This window comes from Nonomuraea sp. NPDC003560 (genome assembly GCF_042878785.1).
GTDB lineage: Bacteria > Actinomycetota > Actinomycetes > Streptosporangiales > Streptosporangiaceae > Nonomuraea.
In genome coordinates, this window is record NZ_JBIAOF010000002.1 from 1,063,133 (window position 1) to 1,085,777 (window position 22,645).

The following is a 22,645-nucleotide window of genomic DNA, read 5'->3' on the forward strand; positions in this document are numbered from 1 at the left end:
CCCTCGGGCACGCGCAAGAAGGACGGCGCGCCGGCCCCTTCGGGCGCTGTGCTGCGCGCCGAGAGACCGGCCGTGGCGGCTCCGGGGCGGGCGCGCGCGGACAAACTTCCAGTTGCTGGAAAATTCTAGTAAGAGTATATTCGCTCGCATGCAAGAGTCGCGGCGGGAGCGGAAGAAGCGGGAGACCCGGCAGCGCATCGTGTCGGCGGCCATAGCTCTGTTCGAACAACAGGGCTATGAGCAGACCACCGTGACGCAGATCGCCGCGGCGGCGGACGTCGATCCCAAGACGTTCTTCAACTACTTCCGCACCAAGGACGAAGTGCTCTTCGTCGACATGGAGCGGGACTTCGACGTGCTGGTCGGAGCCATCGCGGACCGCCGCCCCGAGGAGGGCCCCGGCGAGGTGCTGGCCAGGGCGGTCGAGCGGTACGCCGCCCACCGCCGCCCCAAGATCCCCGCCAAGGAGGCCGCGGAGCTGTCCGGCGTGACCCGGCTGGCCCTGACCACGCCGGCGCTCCAGGCCAAGGGGCTCTACCTGCTGCTCGACCTTCAGCAGCGCGTCGTCGGAGAGCTGCTGAAGGCTTTCCCCGGCCTCGACCCGATCACCGCGGCCGCGATGATCGGGGCCCTGATGGGCGCCGTCCAGCAGGCGGGCCTGGCCAGCGTCCAGCTCGGCCGGTCCCAGGAGGAGTTGTGGGAGGCCGCCCGGCACGGCGTCGAGATCGCCATGCGTGGTCTGCGCTCGGTGCCGCCGTCCACCCCGAACCCTTGACGCATCACCGCAGACAGGAGCGACGATCATGGAGGAAAGCGTCCGGCGGCTCGCCCGCGACATGCGGCGCGCCGTACGGGAAGGCCCGGAGGCGATCGCGCGGCGGCGGCGGGGTCGCCTGGCCGAGCTGGTGGCCCATGCCCGCGCTCACTCGCCCTTCTACCGCGAGCTCTACCATGACCTGCCGGAAGGGGCCGACGACCCGCAGCTGCTCCCCGTCACCGACAAGAGGACACTGATGGCCCGCTTCGACGACTGGGTCACCGACCGTGCGGTGACCCGGGAGCGAGTCGAGGAGTTCGTGGCCGATCCCGATCTGGTGGGCCACCGGTTCCTGGGCCGTTACCTGGTCACCACGACCACCGGCACCAGCGGGCAGCGCGGCCTGTTCGTGCAGGACGATCGGTGCCTGGCCGTGCACACCGCCACCGGGTTGCGCACCGGCGCCGGACTGTCGGCCCGCGACGTCCTGCGCACGCTCGCCCGCGCCGGCCGCACCGCCATCGTCACGGCGCCCGGGGGCCACTTCGCCACCCTCGCCGGACCGGCACGGGCGGCCCTGGAACGGCCGTGGCTGGGCCGGTTGATGCGGATCATCCGGACCGACCAGTCGATGGAGGAGATGGTCGACGAGCTCAACCGGTTCGATCCGGCCAGCGTCGCCGGTTTCGTCGGGCTGCTCACGCTGCTGGCAGGGGAACAGGAGGCCGGCCGGTTGCGCATCCGCCCGGCGCTCGTCATCCCCGGCGGCGAGACGCTGAGCCCGCAGACCCGGGAACGCCTGGCCGCCGCGTTCGGGGCGAAGGTCCGCGCCGCCTACGCCTGTGGCGAGTGCGGCTTCCTCACCGCCGGCTGCCGGGAGGGCTGGTACCACGTCAACAGTGACTGGGTCGTCCTGGAGCCGGTCGACGCCGACCACCGGCCGGTGCCGCCCGGGCGGCTCTCACACACCGTCCTGATCAGCAACCTCGCCAACCGGGTCCAGCCGATCCTGCGCTACGACCTCGGCGACAGCGTCCTGATGCGTCCTGACCCCTGCCCGTGCGGCAATCCGCTCCCGGCCGTCCAGGTGCAGGGGCGTGCGGCCGATCTGCTCACCTTTCCCACCGGGTCCGGCGAGCGCGTCGGCATCTCGCCCATGTCCTTCAGCACCGCGCTGGCCGTACCCGGCATGGAGCAGTTCCAGCTCGTCCAGACCGCGCCCACCGTCCTGCGGGTACGCCTGCGGGCCGCCGGCGGCGCCGACGCGGACCGCGTCTGGCAGGCCGCCCACGACCGGGCCGTCCATCTGCTCGCCGAGCACAAGGCCGGTCACGTGACGATCGAGCGCGCCGAGGAGCCGCCGGAGCAGTCGGCCGGAGGGAAGTACCGCAAGATCATCCCGCTGCCGCAGCCCTGACGGGCGCCGGACTCTCCGCCGCAACGCCCGGACAGCCGCCGGCGACGGTTCACCTACACCCTGAGGAACGCGGCACTAGGGCCTCAGGAGCAGCTCGACGACCGGGATCGTCACGTCGGGGCGGGTGATCGGCAGCCGCAGGGTCAGGGTGTCCTCCGGCAGGCCGCGCAGGTAGTGGTGGAACGGCTCCTTCGGGTCGATCTCGACGAACGGCACCTCCGAGGCGTCGTGCAGGAACTGGGCGTAGGCCACCCGGCCGCCGAGGCCGGGCAGGTGCACGTGCTGCATCGGCCACGACAGCAGGTGCAGGTAGAGCCGGTCGCCGCGTCGGGTGTAGCGGCAGTCGGGCGGGGCCTCGAACTCCGCGGGCCCTGCCCCGTGGATGGACCGGGCGTGCAGGCGCATCCACGCGCCGATCCCGCGCAGCCGTTCCAGGGCGCGCGGCTCGAACTCGCCCCGGGCGTTCGGGCCGACGTTCAGCAGCATGTTGCCGCCCTTGGACACGGTGTCGACCAGCATCTTCACCAGCAGCTCGACCGGCTTCCAGTCCTGGTTGTCGCGGTGGTGTCCCCAGCTGCCGTTGAGCGTCTGGCAGGCCTCCCACGGCCGGTGGCCGGGCACGCCGCCGGGCGGCATGACCTGCTCGGGCGTGGTGAAGTCGCCGCCGCCGAGCCCGAGCCGGTTGTTGACGAGGATGCCCGGCTGCAGCTCGCGGACCATCCGCTCCAGCTCCGCCGAACGCCACTCGTCGGGGCCCTTGGCGCCGAAGCCGCGCCCGGCGTAGGAGAAGTCGAACCACATCGTGTCGATGCGGCCGTAGCGGGTCAGCAGCTCGCGCACCTGGCCGTGCAGGTAGTCGGCGTACTTGGCGACGTCGCGTTCGCCGAGGTCCTCGTCGCGGCGGGGGTGGTAGAGGTCGTTGGGGAAGTCGGGGTGGTGCCAGTCGAGCAGGGAGTAGTACAGGCCGGTACGCAGGCCGCGCTCCCTGAAGGCGTCGAGCATGGGGGCGAGCAGGTCGCGCCGGGCCTTGAAATCGGTCAGCGCGGAGTCCCACAGGCAGAAGCCGTCGTGGTGCTTGCCCGTCACGACCAGGTACTTCATCCCGGCGTTGACGGCCTCGTCGGCCCAGGCGGCCGGGTCGTAGAGGTCGGGGTCGAAGTGGTCGAAGTAGCGGCGGTAGCGCTCGTCGTCCATCTTCTCGTACGACTGCACCCACTCGTGGCGGGCGGCCGCCGCGTAGATGCCCCAGTGGATGAACAGGCCGAACCGGGCCTGCGTGAACCAGCTCATGGGTGCACCATGACGGCCGACAGGCCGATCCTGCCGGTGCCGGTCCGCTGGATTCGCACGTACCGGCCCTCGGCGTCCACCGCGATCACGGACGGGCGCAGCGCCCGGCCCGGCAGCGGCACCCGCGTGGCCCGCTCGAAGTCGGGCGTGGCCGAGACCAGCAGCTCGGCGTCGGCCGTGGTCATGGAGGCGTCGTTCCAGATCTCCACCGTGCCGATCCGGTGCGGGCCGCCCAGGTCGACCTGCCACCAGGAGCCGGGCGCGGACGTCGTCCTGGTGTCGGTCACCGTGGAGCCGTCGAGGGCGTCGGCGGCCGCCGCGGCGCCCTCGGTGGCGGACTGGGTGGCGCTGCCCGTCCTGGCCAGGTCGGGTGCGAGCTGCTCGACCGGGCCGGGGCTCGCGCCCGCCGCCGCGACGACGGCGAGCGCCGCGTCGGGCAGCCGTTCCAGGGCGGTGTGGTTGTCCACCTGCCGCGAGCCGCGGCCGGACAGCTCCGGCGCGGTGGTGTCGGTCCAGTTGCCGGTCGCGAGGTTGTCGATGCCGTACCCGGCCCAGTTGGAGATCCACTTGTAGCCGACGCGGGTGATCACGTTGCCTTCGACGGTGATGTGGGAGCTCTGCTCGTCGAGGTAGACGCCGTTGCCGTCGCGCTCGGTGTTGCCGTACGCCGACCGGTTGAGGTAGTTGCCGGAGATCACCGTGCCGGGCTGCGGGCCCTGGGTGTAGATCGCGCCGCCGTCGTGCTGGTCCTCGGCGACCATCATGGCGTCCACGATCCTGTTGCCGGTGATCCGGTTGTCGCGCATGTCCGGGTTCTGGGCCACTGGCTGGTTCCAGCCCCACCCGACCGACACGCCCGAGTACGGCAGCTTCTCCAGCGTGTTGTGGTCCACGCGCAGCCCGGACTCGTAGCCCGCCCAGACGCCCACCGCGTCGGTGAACTCGCGGCCGGTCCAGGTGATGGTGTTGCGGGCCACCGTGTTGCGCTCGCCGCGCAGCTCGGCCGGGGGATTGGGCTCGGTGTCGCCGACGTAGACCGCGCCCGACGACAGGTCGGTGAACGTCGAGCCGGTGACCGCCGAGTCCTTGGTGCCGCCCTCCAGGATCACGCCGGCGCCGCCGAGGCGCGCGAACGCGGCGCCCTCGACGGTCACGTCCCGGCCGCCGCGCACGACGACGGCCGCGGCCGGCTTGGTGTAGAAGCGGCCGGCGTGGTCCTCGGGGCCGGTCGCGCCGGTCAGGGTGAGGCCGCCCTGCGTGCCCGCGTACCCCTCGGCGGTGTCCGGCTGCCGGTAGGCGGCGTGCTCGAAGCCCAGCCCGGCGATCCTGACCCGCCTCGCGCCCTCCAGGCGCAGCAATGTCTCGGTGGCGGGCGCGATCACGTCGTCCAGTCGCTCGCCCGCCCGGGGCAGGTAGGAGACGGTACGGGCGGTCCGGTCGAAGACGAACTCGCCCGGCTCGTCGAGCAGCTCGGCGGCGTTCTCGAAGAAGGACACCTTGGAGTACCGGGAGGAGTCGACCGTCGTCGAGTCCCACGCGGGCCCGGTGCGGCCGGTGCCGCTCGCGGAGTTCGTCCAGCACGGCTGGACGAAGGTGATCACGTCGCCGTCCACGCGGTCGATCCTGCAGCGGTAGTTCCGCCACCTGACCTTGATGACCGCCTCGGCGTTCGCCGGGTCGGCCCAGCCCGCGACCCCGCTCTTCACCGCGCCGGTCATGCCCGTCTTCGTCGCGTCGCAGGTCGCGGCCGGGCACGACCCGCCGCGTGCCCGGACCGCGCGTACGCCGCCGACGAACAGCTGCCGGGGCGAGAGGCCCTCGGGAACGGGCGCGACCTGGAGGCGTCCCTCCTGCCGCCAGCCGGTGATCGGCACGCCGCCGGACAGCACCGGACGAGCGCCGGGGGCGGCGGTCCAGGTCACCGTGTGCCCGTCGGGGCCGGAGTCGCGCCGGTCCAGGACGAGCGGCGCGGCCATCCGGTAGACGCCGCCCGCCAGGCGGACCTCGACGTCGCGGTCCATGCCGCCGGCCAGGGCCTCGCGGACCTTGTCCCGCGCGGTCTCCAGGGAGCACGGGTTGACCTGGTTGCAGGCCGCGGACCGGCCGTCCGGGGCGACGTGGAAGACCTTCGGGGCCGGGGCGGCCGCAGGGGGCGCGGGGGGCGCGGGGGGCAGGGCCAGGGTCAGGGCGAGGGCGATCGCGGCGTTCACATTCCCTCCAGCGGGGGGTTCTGGGTGCCGAAGAGCCAGGCGCGCAGGAAGCCGTCCAGGGCGGGACGGTGGGCGGTGGCGGCGGCGTGGGTGATGAAGTCCTCGGTGGAGGCGTTGCCGTCCTTGTTGCGCTGCACCCATCGGCGCATGATCCGGTCGAACGTCTCCTCGCCGACCTCGGTGCGCAGGGCGTACAGGACGAGGGCGCCGCCGTCGTAGATGTTGTAGCCGCCGAGGCCCTTCGGCCTGCCGGGCGGGCCGTCCTTGGCGCGGACCTCGTCGAGCTTGGCGTACACGCCGCGCATCTTGTCGGCCAGCGGCTGGCCGCCGTGCTCCTGCGCCCACACGGCCGCGTAGTAGACGGCCGGGCCCTCGTTCAGCCAGGCGTCCTGCCAGGTGGCGGGGGTCACCGAGTCGCCGAACCACTGGTGGACGAGCTCGTGCACCATCGTGTTGGAGTACGTGGGCCGGTCGAACCACCCGGTGCCGAACAGCGACAGCGTCTGGTTCTCCAGCGCGTCGCTGTACCCCGGGTAGATGTGCACCCCGTACGTGGAGAACGGGAACCGGCCGAACCTGGCCTCCGCCCAGGCGATCTGGGCGCCGGTCTCGGCGGCGATCGGCGCGTACCTGGCCTCCTGGCCCTGGGGGACGACGTGCCGCAGCGGGAGCGCGTGCGGGCCGGTGCCGTAGACGTACGTGCCCTTGACCACGGCGAGGCCGATCAGCTCCGAGGCCATCGGCTCGCGCTCCTCGAACGTCCACGTGCCGCCGTCGCGGCCGGTCAGCTCGCCGTTGGCGGTGGCGACGTACCCCTCGGGGGCGGTGACGCGGAAGGTCCAGGTGGCCTTGTCCGACGGATGGTCGTTGACGGGGAAGAACGTGTCGGCCCTGCTGGACTGCGCGGCGGCGGCGAACCCGCCGTCGGGGCCGAAGCGCCAGCCGGTCAGGCCCGCGCGCGGCGCCTTGCCGTTGCCGTGGAAGCGCACCTCGGCCTCGAACGGGACGTGCTCGCGCAGCGGCTCGGCGGGCGTGACGGTCAGCTCCTGACCGCTCTGCCCGGGGGAGAGCGCCCAGGTGGCGGGCTCGCCGTCGACGGTGACGGCGTCGATCACGTGCCCGTCGGTGTCGAGGTTGAAGGACGACAGGGCCTGGGTGGCCTTCGCGGTGAACCGTACGACGCCGGAGAAGTCGTAGGTGACCGGGGTGAAGTCGAAGGAGACGTCGTAGTGGCGCACGTCGTAGCCGCCGTTGCCGAGCGTCGGGAACAGCGGGTCGCCGACCCCGGGCGAGCCCGGCGACGGGGGTACGGCGGCGGCGGTGCCGAGCAGCGCGGCCGCGACGAGGGCGATGACGGTCCGCTTCATGGTCAGCCCGCCTTCGGTGACTGCTTGAGTGCTTCCTCGAACTCGGCGCGGGCCTGGTCGCCGCCCTGCGCCCGCCAGTCCTTGACCAGCTTGTCCAGGTCACTCAGCGGCGCCCGCCCGGCCACGATGGAGGTCACCCGGTCGGTGCGCATGGTGTACAGCGACTCGTACTTGTTCTCGTTGGCGGGGGAGTACAACCCGACCGTCGGGTCCTCCACGCCCACGGCGATCATCTTGCCGATGGCGTCGTGCATGATCTTCACGGCCTCCTTCGAGGAGGAGTCGAACAGCGCCTGCGTCGGCGCGGCGACGAACTTCCACGGCACGGCGGTGTCCCGCCCGCCCTGCTCGGTCAGCACCGGCGCGCCCTTGGCGTCGCGCGTGTGGTCGGTGCCCTCCAGGCCGTAGTTGAACAGCGTGTACTCCTCGCTGCCGAACGGCGAGGCGAAGAAGTCGGCCACCCGCAGCAGTTCCTTGGCCCGCTGCTCGTCGCTCTTCTTCAGCATGGTGATCGAGACGACGATGTTGTTGAGGAACGCCTTGGCCTTCGGGCCGACCGGCGTGAGCGGCCGCGGATCGGCCGTCGGGTCGATCTTCTTGGACGTCTGCAGGTAGCCGGTGGGCCCGAGGTAGGCGGGCAGGCCGTCGTAGACCATCGCGGCGTGGCCGGAGTTGAACTCGTTCTTGCGCTTGAGGCCGTCGAAGCCCTCCGAGCCGGGGTAGATGACGCCCGCCTCGCGGAGCTTGCGGACGTACTCGACGGCCGCCTTGTACTCCTCGGTCTCGATGGCGTGGACGAGCCTGCCGTTCTCCAGCCGCCAGCCGTTGGGGGCGCCGAACAGCTGCGAGAAGATCGACAGGCCGTACACGCCGCCGACCATGGTGAGCACGCCCCACTGGTTGTCCTTGGGCCTGGTCACCTCCTTGAGCAGCTCGAACAGGCGGTCCATGTCGGAGACCTGCGCCAGGTCGGCGACGCCCGCCTTCGCGAACATGTCGGCCCGGTAGAAGCCGAGCCCGCCGACCATGTTGCGCGGGATGGGGATGCCGTACAGCTTGCCGCCGACGATGCCCTGCTTCCAGAACACCTGCGGGATCGCCGCCAGGTTCGGGTACTCCTTGACCGCGTCCCCGCCGAGCAGCGCCGTCAGGTCGGTGCACTGGCTGGCCGCGAACGCGGGCAGGTTGTTCACCCCCTGCGACTGGATGTAGGTGAACATGTCGGGCAACGTGCCGCCCGCGACCATCGTGTTGAACTTCGTCGGCCAGTCGTCGGACGAGACCGCCTGCACGTCGGCCGTCCCGCCGAGCCGCTTCTCCACCTCCTGCCACGCCGGGTTCTCCGCGCGGCCGGGCGGCGGCGGTAGGAACGTCTGCACCGCGATCTTCACGGTCCCGCCCGACATCGGCGGCTTGGCGACGGCCCTGAACAGCTTGTCCGGATAGGTGAAGTAGCCCTCGGGCACGCCCGTGGGGCTGCCGGGCAGGTCGGGGGTGAGCGTGCCGGCCGGCGGCGTGTACGTCGGCAGCTTGATGGTCAGCCCCTGCGCCTTGGCGGCGGGCGCGGCGGACCCGCCACCGCAGGCCGCGAGGGCGGAGGAGGCGACGACACCCGCCGCCGTGGCGGCGCCGAGCCGGAGGAAACCTCGGCGCGAGACGCTTTCTCTCATGGGATCTTCCTTGGGGGGTTGGGGGGTCAGCCTTTGACGGCGCCGGTGAGCACGCCCTTGGTGAAGTAGCGCTGCAGGAAGGGGTAGACGAGCAGGATGGGCACGATCGCCACCACGAGCACGGCCATCTGGACCGCCTGCACGGGCGCCGGCGCCTCGGCGGCCGTCACGGTCTCCATCGAACGGCCCTGCAGGACGAACGTGCGCAGGATCAGCGGGAGCGGGAACTTGTCGGAGTCGTCGAGGTAGAGCAGGGCGTTGAAGAAGGCGTTCCAGTAGCCGACGGCGTAGAACAGCGAGATCACCGCGAGCACCGCCTTCGACAGCGGCAGCACGATCCGTACGAGGATGCCGAAGTCGCCCGCGCCGTCGATGCGGGCGCTCTCCAGCAGCTCGCGCGGCAGCCCCATGAAGAACGAGCGCAGCACGACCAGGTTGAACGCGCTCACCAGGCTCGGCAGGATCAGCGCGCCGAACGAGTCGATCAGGCCGACCTGCTTGACCAGCAGGAAGTTGGCGATCAGGCCCGGGTTGAAGAGCATGGTCAGCAGGGCGACCATCAGGATCCAGCGCGAGCCGGTCACCTCGCGGCGGCTCAGCCCGTACGCCATGCCGATGGTGGCGAGCATGCTGGCGAGCGTGCCGACGGCCGTCACCAGCACGCTGACCAGCAGCGCCCGCGTCACCACCCCGCCGCTGAGGATCGTCGAGTACGCCGCCAGGCTCGGCGCGGACGGGACCAGCACGAACCCGCCCGCCCGCGCGATGTCGGACTCGGCCGACAGGCTGGTGCCGATGACACCGACGAAGGGGTAGGCCACCAGCAGGACGACCGCGGTGAGGATCGCGCCCTTGAGGATCAGGCCGGGCGTGGAGGGCCGCTCCATCCAGGCCGGTCGGCTACTTGTCGCCACCGCGGTACACCCCCTCGTGGCCGAACAGGTGGGCCACCTTGTTCGCGCCGAGCACCATCGCGGTGCCGACGATGGTCTTGACCAGGCCGACCGCGGCCGCGGGCCCCCACTGGCCGTCCTTGACGCCGTTGAAGTAGACGAACGTGTCCAGCACCTCGCCCGCCTCGGGGCCGACGTTGTCGCGCTGGAGCAGGATCTGCTCGAAGCCGACGGACAGGATGCTGCCGAGGTTGAGGATCAGCAGCAGGACGATGATCGGCGTGATGCCGGGCAGCGTGACGTGCCACAGGCGGCGCCAGCGGCCCGCGCCGTCCATGGCGGCGGCCTCGTACAGGTCCTGGTTGATGGCGAGCAGGGCGGCGAGGAAGATGATCGTCGCCCAGCCGGCGTCCTTCCAGATCACCTGCAACGTCACCAGCAGCGGGAAGACGTCGGGATCGGTCATCATGTCGTAGCGCGGCAGGCCGGCGCTCTGCAGGAAGTTCGGCAGCGCGCCCGCGCCGCCGAGGATCTGCTGGAACACCGAGACGATGATCACCCAGCCGATGAAGTGCGGCAGGTAGACCACGCTCTGCACGAACCTGCGCACCCTGTCGCTGACCACGCTGTTGAGCAGCAGTGCGAGGGCGATCGGTGCGGGGAAGAAGAGCACGAGCTGGGTGAGGGTGATCTTGAGGGTGTTGCCGAGGGCGTTCCAGACGCCGGGGTCGCCGAAGACGGTGGCGAAGTTCCGCAGCCCCACCCAGGCGCTGTCGATGAAGCCGATGTAGGGCTGATATTCCTTGAACGCGACCACGTAGCCGAACAGCGGCCCGTAGTGGAAGACCAGGAAATAGATCAGCCCGGGCAGCGTCAGCAGGAGCATCACCCGGTCGCGCCGGAGGCGCCGCCACAGCGAGAGCCTGCGCGGCCTCTCGCCGGACGACGACGCTGTCCCGGCACGGGGGGCGTCGAGGGTAGCGGTCATGCGCTGGGTCCTTCCAGTTGGCGAGGAAGCTAGTAAGCGCTTTCATGCTTCGTCAAGCCCTTGACCGGAAGTCATGCCGTTCTCCGCCAGACTCCTTGACCTTTGCGCAGGTGAAGCCCTAGCGTGCCGCAGCAGTGCGTAGAACGCGCTTACTATCGGGAGATGGACGTGGGCAGACAAGAGGCGCCGGTGAGACCTCCGCACACCCGGCCGAGACCGCGCGCCGTGCTGGCGATGGCGCCTGGGGTGCGCGAGGAGGTGTTCGGGCACGGGGCCCTGCGCCGCCTCGGTGAGCTGACCGAGCTCCACGACCAGGTGCTGCACGAGGTCGGCTCGCCGGACGCCCTGCGCGCGCTGGCCGGGGCCGAGGTCCTGGTGACCGGCTGGGGCTGCCCGAAGATCGACGCCGGGCTGCTCGATCGCGCCCCCGGCCTGCGCCTCGTCGCGCACGCGGCGGGCACGGTCAAGACCTTCCTCGACCCGGCCGTCCTGGAACGCGGCGTCCGGGTCTGCAGCGCGGCCGACGCCAACGCGGTGCCCGTCGCCGAGTTCACCTTCGCCGCCATCGTCTTCGGCGCCAAGCGGGCCTTCACCCTGGCCCGCCGCTACCGGGAGCGCGGCACCCGGCGCGACTTCTCCGGCCTGCCCTGGCTCGGCACCCGCGGCATCACGGTCGGCCTGGTCGGGCTGTCCAGGATCGGCCGGCGCGTCATGGGGCTCCTCGGCGGCCTCGACGCGGACGTGCTGGTCTACGACCCGTACGCCGACCCCGCCGGGATCGCCGAGCTCGGCGGCACGGCCGTCGACCTCGACACCCTGGTCAGGCGGTCGCACGTGGTCAGCCTGCACGCCCCCGAGACCCGCGAGACCCGCCGCATGCTCGACGCCAGGCGGCTGTCGATGCTCCGCGACGGCGCCGTCGTCGTCAACACCGCCCGCGGCGGCCTGGTCGACACCGACGCGCTGGTCAAGGAGGTACGCAGCGGCCGGCTCGACGCGATACTTGACGTCAGCGACCCCGAGCCGCTCCCGGCCGGCCATCCGCTGTTCGACCTGCCCAACGCGTTCGTGACCCCCCATCTGGCGGGCGCGCAGGGCAACGAGCTCGGCAGGCTGGCCGAGTCCACGCTCGGGGAGATCGCCCGTTACGCCGCCGGGCTGCCGCTGCTGCACGAGATCGATCGCGGCGAGCTCGACCGAATGGCATGATCGACAGCGAGGAGGTGCCGGTGACCGAGCCGAGCCTGGCGACGATGGCCGACGTGGCGAAGCGCGCGGGCGTCTCCAGCGCGACCGTGTCCCGGGTGATCAACGGCAACTACCCGGTCTCGGCGGTGACGCGCCAGCGGGTCGAGCGGGCCATCGCCGAGCTGGGCTACGTCGCCAACGCCCACGCCCGCGCCCTGGCCGGAGCCACCAACAGGACCGTCGGGATCATCATCAACGACGTGATCGACCCCTTCTACGCCTACATCGCCCGGGGCGTCGAGCGCGAGGCCACCAGGCACGGCCGCCTGTGCATGGTCTGCTGCACCCACGGCAGCCACGAGAAGGAGCTCGCGCTCATCGACCTGCTGCACGAGCAGCGGGCCGACGCCGTCATCCTGGTCGGCGGCGCGTACGAGGACCGCGCCTACGCCGCCCAGGTCGCCCGCCGGGCCCGCGCGCTGCATGCCAGCGGCTCCACGCTGGTGCTGTGCGGCCGGCCGTCGCTCGGCGACGACGTGCCGACCCGGGTCGTCGAGTACGACAACGAGGGCGGCGCCTTCGCGATCACGGACCACCTCATCACGCAGGGGCACCGGAAGATCGTCTTCCTGGGCGGGCCGCCGAGCCTGTCCACGACCGTCGCGCGGCTCGCCGGGCACCGGCGCGCGCTCGCCTTCCGCGGCCTGCCCTACGACAAGGGGCTGATCCACCTCGGGCAGCTCAACCGCAGGTTCGGCTACGACAGGATCCGCGCGCTGCTGGCCGACAAGCTCGACTTCACGGCGCTGTTCTGCGCCAACGACACGGTCGCGGCGGGCGCGATGCAGGGGCTGGAGCTCGCGGGCGTGCCGGTGCCGGAGGCGGTCTCGGTGGTGGGCTACGACGACGTGCCGATAGCGCAGGAGCTGCGGCCGCAGCTGACGACCGTGCGCATCCCGCTGGAGGAGCTGGGCCGCCAGGCCGTACGCCTCGGCCTCGACGTCGGGGACGACGACGACTACCTCTCGCCCGTGCAGACGATGGCCAAGGTCGGCACGAGCATCGTGGTCAGGGCCTCGGTCGCGCCGCTGCCGTAGGAAGCGCTTACTGATCATGGCTCGGGATTGCGGCGTGGAGCAGGGATAGAAAGCCGCAGAAAGATCTAGTAAGCCCTTGACCGGCATAGTAAGCGCTTACACAATCCCTGCCATGACCCCCCTCACACGCAGAACCTTTCTCGGCACCTCCCTCGGCGCGGCCGGAGCGGTGACGGGCGCGGCCCTGCTCGGCTCCCGCCCGGCCCTGGCGCGCACGGCCGGCCAGGAGGCACGGCACACCGTGACGCTCAGGGCCAGGCCCGCGGCCGAGGGCGAACGCCTCCGGCTCCAGCAGGCGCTCAGGACCACCGAGTTCCACCCCACCCGCGTCCACCTGCCCGCCGGCACCCCGATGGCCGTCGAGGTGACCGCCCCCGACGGGGTGCTGCCCACCCTGTACGTCGGCGCACCCGACACCCACGCCGACGTCGCGTACAAGAACCCACGCGCCTACCGGCTCACCGAGGGCGTCACCACTGTGACCGACCCCGGCGGCGGGCTCGTCTACCTGGCGCTGACCGGCGACGGGCAGCGCGCCAGGGTCAAGTTCCTGTCGGGCGGGGTGCGCGTGCCGACGTTCACGCTGGGGGAGAGCACCGAGGCCGAGTTCCAGTCCCAGCTCGACACGCTGACCGCCGCACCGCAGGCCGAGCTGGTCTCGCCGCACGCCATCGTCACGATCACCCGCGACGGCATGCTCGCCTGGCGCGACCAGGACCACGGGGAACTGCTCCGGCTCCTGGAGACGATCATCGCCTCGCACGCCGCGATCTCCGGCCTGTCCGCCGCCGAACGTTCCCCGCTGCCCTTCCACCTCGTCGAGGCCCCGCGCATGCCCACGGGCGCCGGCGCGTACGCCACCCACGGCTGGACCGCCTACCCGCGCACCTACCTCGACCGGCTCATCGCCGTGGACGGGCTGCGCACCCGGGGCTGGGGCGTCTACCACGAGCTCGGGCACCAGCACCAGCAGATGGCCTACAAGCCGGAGGACCTGACCGAGGTGACGGTCAACGTCTACGCGCTGGCCGCGCAGCGCACGCTGGCGCAGCCGTCCAACCTCACCAGGCCCGACGCCAGGACGGGGCTCACGCCGTACCAGAGCGCGCTGGCCAAGCTGCCCGCGGCCGACTTCCGGAAGCTGGGGGCGTACGAGAAGCTCGTGCCGTTCCGGCAGCTCGAACTGGCCTTCGGCGAGGACTTCCACCCGCGCCTGCACCGGCTGGTCCGCGAGGAACGCCCGGCCTCCGACTACACCGAGTCGGCCAAGCGGTGGGGCTACCTCGCGATCTACACCTCGCGGATCGCGGGGGCCGACCTGTCGGGCTTCTGGACCCGCTGGGGCGCGCCGCTGACCGCCGAGTACCTGGCCCGGGTCGCCGCCCTCGGCCTCCCGGCCCCCGCCGCCGACCCCTCGACGCTCACCGACTAGGAGCCCCCATGCCCTCTGCCCGCCCCACCCCCACACCCCCTGACGGGACCTCCGCCCGTCCCGCCTCGCCGTCCTTCGACGGGGGTTCCGCCCGTCCTGCCCCGGCGCCCCTTGACCGGGCCTGCGCCGGTCCCGTCGCCGCGTCCCTCGATGGGACGCCCGCTCGCCTCGCCCCGGCGAACCCCGATGGCACGTCCGCCCGTCCTGCCCCGGCGGCCCCCGGGCGGGCTTCCGGCCCGTTCCCCGCTGGGGGGCTTTCCCGCAGGGGCGTGGTCGTGGGGTTGGCCGCGGCCGGGGGCGTGGCGTTGCTGGGCGTCCCCCGGGTCGCGGCCGCCGAGGTGCGGCGGGTCGCGGTGCCCGGGGCGCGTAGGGCCGTGGTGCTGCGGGGGCGGCCGGCGGCGGAGGCGGAACGGCTGCGCATGCAGACCGTCTACCGTACGACCGAGTTCGTGCCGACCGGCCTGTACCTGCCGCCCGGACGCCCCCTCACCCTGGAGGTACGTGCCCCCGACGGCCCCCGGCCCACCCTGCACGTCGGCGCCCCCGACACCAACCCCGACACCGCCTACCGGTACCCGCGCGCCCACCCGCTCACCGAGGGCGTCAACACGGTCACCGACGCGGGCGGCGGCATGGTGTATCTGTCGTTCACCGGTGACCGCAGGGCGAACGCGGTCGTGCGGTTCGGGCCGGAGGGCGTCCCTGCGCCGACGTACGTGCTGGCGCCGAGCAGCGGCTGCGGCGACCCCGCGCTGGCGACGCGGGCGGCGTGGCAGGGCCGCCCGGCCTTCGCCGCGCCCGTGTTCGCGCCCGAGGGCACCACGGAGGCCGAGTTCCAGGCGCAGGTGGACGCGTTCACCCAGGCGCCCTTCGTCGAGCTGGTCTCGCCGCAGCTGATCGTGACCGTCCGGCGCGAGACCTTCCTCCAGGTGCGCGACCAGGACCACGCCCAGCTCATGACCCTGCTGGAGCAGGTCGAGGACGTCGAGGCGGCGATCTCCGGCCTGGACGGCTCCGCCCCGCTGCACGCCCCGACCCCGCTCGGCCGGCACCTGGTCAACGTACGCCCCGAATACGGCCCCAAGTCCACCGCGTACGCCACCCACGCCTACACCGCCTACTACGACGCGTACGCCACGACCCGCCTGCTCCTGCCCGACAAGGTGCGGACCACCGGCTGGGGCGTCTACCACGAGCTCGGCCACCAGCACCAGCAGATGGCCTGGCGGCCGGGCGAGCTCACCGAGGTCACGGTCAACATCTACAGCCTGGCCGTGCAGCGGCGCTTCGGCATGCCGTCCAACCTGGTGACCAACAACGCCTACGAGACGGCGCTCGCCAAGCTGCCGGCCGCCGACTACGCCGGGCTCGGGGCGTTCGAGAAGCTGGTGCCGTTCCGGCAGCTCGAACTCGGGTTCGGCGACGACTTCTACCCCAGGGTGCACCGGCTGGTCAGGGAGGAGACGCCGCCGTCGTCCTCGGGGGACTCGGCGCGGCGCTTCACGCTGATGGCCCTGTACTTCAGCCGCGTCGCCGGACGCGACCTCACCGGGTTCCTGCGCGCGTGGGCGTTCCCGATCCCGGAGAGCGGGTACGCCGAACTGGCCGCGCTCGGCCTGCCCGCGCCGGACGCCGACCTGACCCGGCTGAGCGAGCGATGACCAGCCGCCGCGCCTTCCTCGGCGCCGTCGCCGCCGCGCCCCTGCTCACCGCGACCCCGGCCCGGGCCGGAACCATCCGCCGCACAGCGGCCTCGGGGGCGGACGTACCAGCGGGTCCCGCCGACTTCGCCGCGCTCCGGGCCAAGGCGGCCGAGCTGATCACGGGCGGCGACCTCGACCCCCGCGACCCGGCCTTCGCCGCGCCGCTGGCCCGCCTGGACGCGGCCGCCTCGGCGTACCGGACGTCGATGAACCTGGCTCCCGGACGTACGCACCTGTGGCCGGACCTCCCGCTGACCGGCGTGTCCGGCGACATCGCGACCAGCCACCAGCGCCTGCGCGCGCTCGCCACCGCCTGGGCGAGCCGCGGCTCGGCCCTGTACGCCGACGAGACCCTGGCCGCGCAGATCATCGGCGGCCTCGACCTCCTCTACGAGCGCGCCTACAACGAGGGCAAGCGCGAGACCGGCAACTGGTGGCACTGGGAGATCGGCGCCCCGCGCGCGCTGATGGACACCTGCGTGCTCATGCACGACGCCGTCGACGCGGGACGGCGGGCCGCCTGGATCCGCGCCGTGGACCGCTTCTGCCCGAACCCCGACCGCCGGACGAACCTCACGAACTTCGCCGAGACCGGCGCGAACCGGGCCGACAAGGCGCTCATCGTGGCCCTGCGCGGCATCGTCGGCGAGAGCTCGGACAAGATCGCGCTCGCCCGCGACGGCCTGTCCGACCGGCGCGACGCCGGCAAGCACACCCTGTTCGGCTACGTCACCTCCGGCGACGGCTACTACGCCGACGGCTCGTTCGTCCAGCACGACGTCGTGGCCTACACCGGCTCGTACGGCGTCGTCCTGCTCCAGTCGGTGAGCGCGATCCTCGGCCTGCTCGGCGGAAGCGCCTGGCAGGTGGACGATCCGGCGGTGCGGGTCGTGCTGGACGCGGTGGAGCGCACGTACGCGCCGTGGATCCACGACGGGCTGATGATGGACAGCGTGCGCGGGCGGGCGGTGTCGCGGCAGTTCAACCGGGACCACGACGCGGGCCGCGACACCGTGGACGCGATCCTGCGCCTGGCGGCCGGCGCGGGGGAGCCGTACGTGGCGCGGTTCCGCGAGCTGGCCAAGGGATGGATCGCGCGCGGCCGGTTCCTGGAGGGCGCGGACGTCGCGGCCACCGCGAGGGCCGTCGCCGTGCTCGCCGACGACGCGGTCGCCGCCGCGCCCCGGCCGAGCGGCCACCACGTGTTCGCCGACATGGACCGCGTCGTGCACCGCCGCCCCGGCTGGTCGTACGCGATCAGCCTGTCGTCGAAGCGGATCGCCCTGTACGAGTGCGGCAACGGCGAGAACTACCGGGCCTGGTACCAGGGCGACGGCGCGACGTACCTCTACCTCGACGCCGGCCACTACAGCGACGGCTACTGGCCCACGGTCGACTCCCACCGGCTCGCCGGGACCACCGTCGACACCCGCCCGCGCGACCCGGCCGTCTCCTCCGGCGGCACCGGCACGTTCCGCCCGAAGAACGCCTGGGCGGGCGGCGCCACCGCGGACGGGTACGGCGTCGCCGCGCTCGACCTGATGGCCGTGGGGACCACGCTCACCGCCCGCAAGACCTGGGTGTGCCTCGACGACGCCGTCGTCTGTCTCGGCGCCGGGATCACCAGCGCCGACGGCCGGGTGATCGAGACGGTCGTGGAGAACCGGCGCACCTCCGCCCCGCTCACCACCGGCGACGGCTGGGCGCACCTCGAAGGCGTCGCCGGGTACGTCTTCCCGTCCGGCCACCGGCCGCGCTCGCTCACCGAGCGCCGTACCGACACCTGGCGGTCGATCAACGACGGCGCGAGCACGCAGGGCACGGACGCCACCGCGACCTGCGACTACACCACCCTCTGGCTCGACCACGGGATCAGCCCGTCCGGCGCGGACTACGCCTGGGTCATGCTCCCGGGGGCCACGCCCGACCGGACGCGCGACTTCGACCGTGCCGAGATCCTGGCCAACACCCCGACCGTGCAGGCGGTGCGCGCGCACGGGCGCTCGGCGGGCGGCGGCGAGCTGTTCGCGGCCACGTTCTGGGCGGCGGGGAGGGCGGGTGGGGTGTCGGCCTCGGCTCCCTGCGCGGTCCTGGTCCGGCGGGCGGCGGGACGGACGACCGTGGCGGTCTCCGACCCGGGGCGTACGGTGGCGGCGGTGACGCTCGTGCTTCCCCATCCCGCGCACGCCCTGGTCAGGGCCGACGACACCGTCTCGGTCACGACGGGCGAGCGGCCCTCCGTCACCGTCGATCTGGCCGGCTCCCGAGGCCGGTCCCACACCGCCGTCCTCGCCGTCGGCAAGAAAGGCTGAACGTTGATCCCTCCGTACCTGTCGCTGCCGCCGACCGACCGCGTGCTCTCCTCGCGCACCGGCTGGACCCGCGCGCACTGGGAAGCTCTCGCCGACCGGCTGCTCGGGGCGGTGACGCCGCACGCCTCGCCCGGTTTCGCGCAGATCCGGCTGCCGGGCCGGGCGAGCTGGTCGGGCGTGGCGCTCGACGGGCTGGAGGGGTTCGCGCGCACGTTCCTGCTCGCCGCGTTCCGCCTCGCGGGCGCGGCGGGCGACGTCCCCGACCTCGCCGAGCGGTACGCCAGGGGCCTCGCGGCGGGCACCGACCCCGGCAGCGGCGAGGCGTGGCCCGAGCTGACCGACTGCTCGCAGCAGATGGTGGAGGCCGCCTCGATCGCGGTCGCGCTGCACGAGACCCGGCCGTGGCTGTGGGACCGGCTCGACGACGGCGTACGGGACCGGGTCGCCCACTGGCTCGGCGGCTTCGTCGGCAAGCGCACCTGGGACAACAACTGGATGTTGTTCCAGACGGTGACGGAGGAGTTCCTGAAGTCGGTGGGCGGGCCGTACGAGCAGCGGGAGATCGACCGCGGCCTGGACCGCATCGAGGACTGGTACGCCGGCGACGGCTGGTACACCGACGGCGGCTCGCGCAACTTCGACTACTACTGCGGCTGGGCGCTGCACCTGTACCCGCTGCTGTGGACCCGCATGTCGGGCGACGCGGAGCGGGCCGGCGTGTACACAAGCCGCCTGCACGAATTCCTCACGACATATCAGCATTTCTTCGGTGCGGACGGCGCGCCCGTCCATCACGGCCGCTCGCTCGCCTACCGCTTCGCCGCCCTCGCGCCCGTCTGGCTGGGCGCGCTCGCCGGCGCCACCCCGCTCGCGCCGGGCCAGACCAGGAAGCTCGCCTCCTCCGTGGCGCGCCACTTCGCCGAGCGCGGCGTGCCGGGCCCCGACGGGCTGCTCTCCCTCGGCTGGTACGAGCCGTTCCTGCCGGTGACGCAGGCGTATTCGGGGCCCGCGTCGCCGTACTGGGCGTCGAAGGGGTTCCTCGGGCTGCTGCTGCCGCCGGACCACCCGGTGTGGACCGAGCGCGAGCAGCCGCTGCCCATCGACGAGCACGACGTCGTCGCGGCCGTCCCCGCCGCCGGGCTGCTCCTGCACGGCACCCGGCACGACGGGATCGTCCGCCTGCTCAACCACGGCAGCGACCACGGCGCGCCGCCCGACGACCCGCACTACGCCAAGCTCGCCTACTCCACCCGCACCGCCCCCGAGGCGGCCGAGCACGCCTGGGCTCGCGATCTCGACAACCACCTCGCGCTGGTCGGGCCCGGCGGCATCCCCTCGCGCCGTACCGCGATCACGCCGCTGACGTGCGCGGACGCCACCGCCTCCTCCTCCCATCGGACCGCGGGCGGCGCGCTCGTCACCAGCACCTCGGTCGTCCGCGGCCCCTGGGAGCTCCGCGTCCACGAGATCGCCGATGGCGAGGGCAGCGGTGAGGGCGGCGGTGAGGGCGGCGGCGAGGGCAGCAGGGAGGGCTGCGTGCGTGAAGGTGGGTTCGCCGTGGCCGGGGACGTGCCGCCGACCGTGGCGACCGGGCGCGGATGGGCGATGGCGCGCCGCGCGGACGGCCTCACCTCCGCGATCGTCGCCCTGTACGGCTGGCGGCGGGCGAGCGTCGAGCGCGAGGTCGAGTCCAACGCGTTCGGCCCGCACTCTGCCGTCCCGTGCCTGCACGCCGACGAGCCCGGCCTGCACGTCTCTCTGGTCGTGCTCTCCGGCGACGCCGTGCACCCGGCCGCCCTCCGCGACGCGATCACCGTGGACGTCTCCGCCCGCGAGGTCGTCATCGGCTTCCCCGACGGCACGTCCACGACCTTGACACGGTCTCCTGACCCGGACCGCAGTGCTTCATGATCGCAGGCCCCGGTGGCCGGCGACGCCCTCACCGCGTCACCCGGCCACGTCAGCGGCTCGGAGATCCAGAACCTCCTGAACACGGTCGGCGCGGCCTTTCCGCGTTCTCCTGGGGGACACATGTGGGGACAGACCTGGTTTCGCATGGCTGCGTGATCATGCAGAGCTCGGGCTGAGGTGCTTGCCGGCAGGCACGATGGTTGCGCCGAGGTGCTTGCGTGGTTGCTGTTGGTGACGGCTGCGCCCTCGGAAGCACCAGCGGGGCTGGTCCTTTCGAGGGTGAGCAGGCGCATCGCCGACGCGGCGGTTCTTGATGACGGTGTCGGGCAGGCCGGCGGCGTCAGAGCCTGGCTTTCGGTGGGGCCGGGGCGTTGACGCGGATGCCGTCGCCGGCCAGTTCCAGCGCCCCAGCTGCGGGTGAGTTGTTCGAGGACGGCCTTGGATGCGGCGTAGTGAGCGGCGCCGGGCAGCGGCAAGAACCCGCCCGGCCTGCGGGCGGCCCTGCGAGGGCGTCATGGTTTCAAGGGCGGGACCGTCTCGATGATCTCTTCGACGGCTTTGGCGCGCAGCTGCGAGCCGGACAGGCCAGGATGTCTCCGGCCTACAGAGTCCTCCCACACCTTGGCCAGCCCCGGGCGGACCTCCAGCCAGACCAGAGCCATCCCCACCATCTTGGGCCGGAAGTCGTCGGGCTCGATCCCCGCGGGGTTCACCATCAGGACGGCCTTGTCGAACGCATATATCGCCTCTTTGGGCTTCATCTCCATGGCGCGGATCACCGCCAGGTGCAGCAGCGCCCGCCAGTGCCTGTAGATGCAGGCCTTTTCGATCTCCATGGCCGCGAGGCTCTCCGAACCGGGAGTGGCAAGGCGCCTCTCAGCCTCCTGGTAGTGCTTCTCCCCATGGGCGGCGTTGGTGAGGCAGACCTCCAGGAGGCGGCGTGCCCCCTGGACCCGCACTTCCCACCGCCGCCGCTGCACGGCCGGGTCGACTTCGTCGTCGGCCGGCTTGGCTTCGGAGCCACCGGACACCAGCAGGACAAGCAGCAGCACACCCCCGAGGAGCGCCAACACACCAAGCGCCTCGTTCACATCCTCGCCCACCTCGTTCACAGTAGAGGCAGGTCCATCCCGTGTGAACCCAATCTCGTAGAGGGCAAGCAGGCAAGAAGCCCCCAGCGTCAGAGCCTTGCGCGAATCCAGACACGCACAACGGGGTTCTCCCAGGTCAGTGACTCCGCCAGTGCCGCGCCTGCTTGGCGGCTGGCGGCGCATGGGTTGACGGCACCCCTTCTTGGCGCCCTGGGTGATGACCGGGAGGACCGTGCACGGCCCCGCCGCGAGGCCCGGCCCGACGCCCTGACCTGCCGGCCCGTTTCGTGACGCGACCATGACACCGTGCGGGCGCCGTTCCAGCGGGTGCCGTGCCGCAGCGATCTCCTCAGTGTTGCGGGGACCTCAGGTAGTCGCCGTGCTCCAGGTCTTCGAGCAGGGTCGGGTTTACGGGCGACCAGCCGAGCAGCGCCTGCGTGCGGAAACTGGAGACAGGCCCGTCGAACCCGTACGCGAGGGCCATGAACGGGCTGACGAAGTGCGTGGCGGCCTCGGCGGGCGTCAGCGAGACCGCAGGCACCCCCAGGCCCCGGGCGATCACCTCGGCGATGCTCCGCAAGGTGACGCCGCTTTCGGCCACCCCGTGCAGCACGCTGCCCGCGGGCGCCTGCTCCACCGCCAGGCGGAACAGGACCGCCGCGTCGAGCCGGTGCACCGCGGGCCACCGGTTGGTGCCGTCTCCCACGTAGGCGGATACGCCGGTCTTCCGCGCGGTGGCGATGAGCATGGGGATGAAACCATGATCTTCGGGACCGTGGACGGTGGGAGCCAGGCGCACCACGGCGGCGCGTACTTGCCTGGTGGCGAAGTCCAGGCAGGCGCGCTCCCCAGCGAGGCGGAAGGCGGCGATCCCGGCGGCGTCGGGCTCGTCCTGCTCGGTGCTCTCCCGGCCGGCGGGCATGACCAGGGTGCCCGAGGTGACGACGAGCGGCTTGCCCGAGTGTTCCAGCGGCCGGCCGAGCGTCTCGATCGCCGTCCGGTCGCGCCTCATCATGTCGTCGAGATCGGAGAAGTCGCCGCCGTAGGCCAGGTGCAGGACTCCGTCGGCGGCCTCGGCGCCGCTGCGCAGGCTGTCGAGGTCGTCCAGGGAGCCGCGGTGGGGGGTGGCCCCGAGCGAGGCCAGCCGGGCGGCCGCGGCGTCCGAGCGCGCCAGAGCGGTGACGGTGTGACCGGCCGCGATGAGCTCGGTGACGACGGCGGGGCCGGTCTGGCCGGAACCGCCGGTGACGAAGACATGCATGAGACCCTCTCCCTTAACGCCAGTTACTGGCACTACGTAGCGCCAGCCGCTGACTGTA

At 72.4% G+C, this 22,645-nt stretch carries 16 protein-coding genes; 8 read left to right on the forward strand and 8 right to left on the reverse strand.

The genetic code is table 11. The annotated features are described in order from the left end of the window. Positions 1-148: 148 nt before the first annotated feature. Both ACFYUV_RS10360 and ACFYUV_RS10365 read left to right on the forward strand, forming a co-directional pair. Positions 149-775 (forward strand): TetR/AcrR family transcriptional regulator, encoded by a 627-nt coding sequence (locus tag ACFYUV_RS10360; RefSeq protein WP_387667205.1) that lies wholly within the window; start codon positions 149-151, stop codon positions 773-775. A gap of 28 nt (positions 776-803) precedes the next feature. Continuing rightward, entirely contained in the window at positions 804-2,174 is a 1,371-nt protein-coding gene (locus ACFYUV_RS10365; protein ID WP_387667208.1) for a hypothetical protein, read from the forward strand. Between the two features lie 75 nt (positions 2,175-2,249). On the opposite strand, the gene ACFYUV_RS10370 is transcribed toward ACFYUV_RS10365, so the two are convergent. The 6 genes from ACFYUV_RS10370 to ACFYUV_RS10395 are packed head-to-tail and all read right to left on the reverse strand — an operon-like array spanning position 2,250 to position 10,592. Continuing rightward, complete coding sequence (locus ACFYUV_RS10370; protein ID WP_387667210.1) at positions 2,250-3,464, reverse strand: alpha-L-fucosidase; 1,215 nt, start codon at positions 3,462-3,464, stop codon at positions 2,250-2,252. Next, positions 3,461-5,674, reverse strand: a complete 2,214-nt coding sequence (locus tag ACFYUV_RS10375) for a right-handed parallel beta-helix repeat-containing protein (protein WP_387667213.1) — start codon at positions 5,672-5,674, stop codon at positions 3,461-3,463. The genes ACFYUV_RS10370 and ACFYUV_RS10375 overlap by 4 nt, the downstream gene beginning before the upstream one ends. Then, positions 5,671-7,041 carry a M1 family metallopeptidase gene (locus ACFYUV_RS10380; protein ID WP_387667216.1) on the reverse strand — a complete coding sequence of 457 codons (1,371 nt, stop codon included), beginning with the start codon at positions 7,039-7,041 and terminating at the stop codon, positions 5,671-5,673. Before ACFYUV_RS10380 ends, ACFYUV_RS10375 begins: the two co-directional genes overlap by 4 nt. A gap of 2 nt (positions 7,042-7,043) precedes the next feature. Further along, positions 7,044-8,711 (reverse strand): extracellular solute-binding protein, encoded by a 1,668-nt coding sequence (locus ACFYUV_RS10385; RefSeq protein ID WP_387667218.1) that lies wholly within the window; start codon positions 8,709-8,711, stop codon positions 7,044-7,046. A 26-nt stretch (positions 8,712-8,737) separates the two neighbouring features. After that, the gene (locus ACFYUV_RS10390) at positions 8,738-9,625 is read right to left on the reverse strand and encodes a carbohydrate ABC transporter permease (RefSeq protein ID WP_357985905.1); all 888 of its coding nucleotides are present in this window, start codon (positions 9,623-9,625) and stop codon (positions 8,738-8,740) included. Continuing rightward, complete coding sequence (locus ACFYUV_RS10395) at positions 9,612-10,592, reverse strand: ABC transporter permease (protein WP_387667222.1); 981 nt, start codon at positions 10,590-10,592, stop codon at positions 9,612-9,614. The genes ACFYUV_RS10390 and ACFYUV_RS10395 overlap by 14 nt, the downstream gene beginning before the upstream one ends. Before the next feature lie 168 nt (positions 10,593-10,760). Between ACFYUV_RS10395 and ACFYUV_RS10400 the strand changes: the two genes are divergently transcribed. From ACFYUV_RS10400 to ACFYUV_RS10425, 6 genes are all read left to right on the forward strand, one after another. Continuing rightward, the gene (locus tag ACFYUV_RS10400; RefSeq protein WP_387667224.1) at positions 10,761-11,801 is read left to right on the forward strand and encodes a hydroxyacid dehydrogenase; all 1,041 of its coding nucleotides are present in this window, start codon (positions 10,761-10,763) and stop codon (positions 11,799-11,801) included. After that, positions 11,798-12,877, forward strand: coding sequence for a LacI family DNA-binding transcriptional regulator (locus ACFYUV_RS10405; protein WP_358295918.1), 1,080 nt, complete (start codon positions 11,798-11,800; stop codon positions 12,875-12,877). The genes ACFYUV_RS10400 and ACFYUV_RS10405 overlap by 4 nt, the downstream gene beginning before the upstream one ends. Before the next feature lie 112 nt (positions 12,878-12,989). Next, the gene (locus ACFYUV_RS10410) at positions 12,990-14,309 is read left to right on the forward strand and encodes a M60 family metallopeptidase (RefSeq protein ID WP_387667227.1); all 1,320 of its coding nucleotides are present in this window, start codon (positions 12,990-12,992) and stop codon (positions 14,307-14,309) included. Between the two features lie 275 nt (positions 14,310-14,584). Beyond that, positions 14,585-15,970 (forward strand): M60 family metallopeptidase, encoded by a 1,386-nt coding sequence (locus ACFYUV_RS10415; protein WP_387667230.1) that lies wholly within the window; start codon positions 14,585-14,587, stop codon positions 15,968-15,970. Next, on the forward strand, positions 15,967-18,324 hold the full coding sequence (locus ACFYUV_RS10420) for a polysaccharide lyase 8 family protein (protein ID WP_387667233.1): 2,358 nt from the start codon (positions 15,967-15,969) through the stop codon (positions 18,322-18,324). The genes ACFYUV_RS10415 and ACFYUV_RS10420 overlap by 4 nt, the downstream gene beginning before the upstream one ends. A gap of 3 nt (positions 18,325-18,327) precedes the next feature. Then, the gene (locus ACFYUV_RS10425; RefSeq protein ID WP_387667235.1) at positions 18,328-20,235 is read left to right on the forward strand and encodes a DUF2264 domain-containing protein; all 1,908 of its coding nucleotides are present in this window, start codon (positions 18,328-18,330) and stop codon (positions 20,233-20,235) included. A gap of 512 nt (positions 20,236-20,747) precedes the next feature. Here the strand turns inward: ACFYUV_RS10425 and ACFYUV_RS10430 are convergent. Beyond that, a complete protein-coding gene (locus ACFYUV_RS10430; protein WP_387667237.1) occupies positions 20,748-21,338 on the reverse strand; it encodes a hypothetical protein in 591 nt (196 codons plus the stop codon). Positions 21,339-21,675: 337 nt separating this feature from the next. Next, complete coding sequence (locus ACFYUV_RS10435; RefSeq protein ID WP_387667240.1) at positions 21,676-22,587, reverse strand: SDR family oxidoreductase; 912 nt, start codon at positions 22,585-22,587, stop codon at positions 21,676-21,678. Positions 22,588-22,645 lie beyond the last annotated feature (58 nt).

Coding starts and splice junctions, on each gene's coding strand:
- ACFYUV_RS10360 (WP_387667205.1), top strand. CDS start 149: ATGCAAGAGTCGCGGCGGGAGCGGAAGAAGCGGGAGACCCGGCAGCGC.
- ACFYUV_RS10365 (WP_387667208.1), top strand. CDS start 804: ATGGAGGAAAGCGTCCGGCGGCTCGCCCGCGACATGCGGCGCGCCGTA.
- ACFYUV_RS10370 (WP_387667210.1), bottom strand. CDS start 3,464: ATGAGCTGGTTCACGCAGGCCCGGTTCGGCCTGTTCATCCACTGGGGC.
- ACFYUV_RS10380 (WP_387667216.1), bottom strand. CDS start 7,041: ATGAAGCGGACCGTCATCGCCCTCGTCGCGGCCGCGCTGCTCGGCACC.
- ACFYUV_RS10385 (WP_387667218.1), bottom strand. CDS start 8,711: ATGAGAGAAAGCGTCTCGCGCCGAGGTTTCCTCCGGCTCGGCGCCGCC.
- ACFYUV_RS10395 (WP_387667222.1), bottom strand. CDS start 10,592: ATGACCGCTACCCTCGACGCCCCCCGTGCCGGGACAGCGTCGTCGTCC.
- ACFYUV_RS10405 (WP_358295918.1), top strand. CDS start 11,798: ATGATCGACAGCGAGGAGGTGCCGGTGACCGAGCCGAGCCTGGCGACG.
- ACFYUV_RS10410 (WP_387667227.1), top strand. CDS start 12,990: ATGACCCCCCTCACACGCAGAACCTTTCTCGGCACCTCCCTCGGCGCG.
- ACFYUV_RS10420 (WP_387667233.1), top strand. CDS start 15,967: ATGACCAGCCGCCGCGCCTTCCTCGGCGCCGTCGCCGCCGCGCCCCTG.
- ACFYUV_RS10435 (WP_387667240.1), bottom strand. CDS start 22,587: ATGCATGTCTTCGTCACCGGCGGTTCCGGCCAGACCGGCCCCGCCGTC.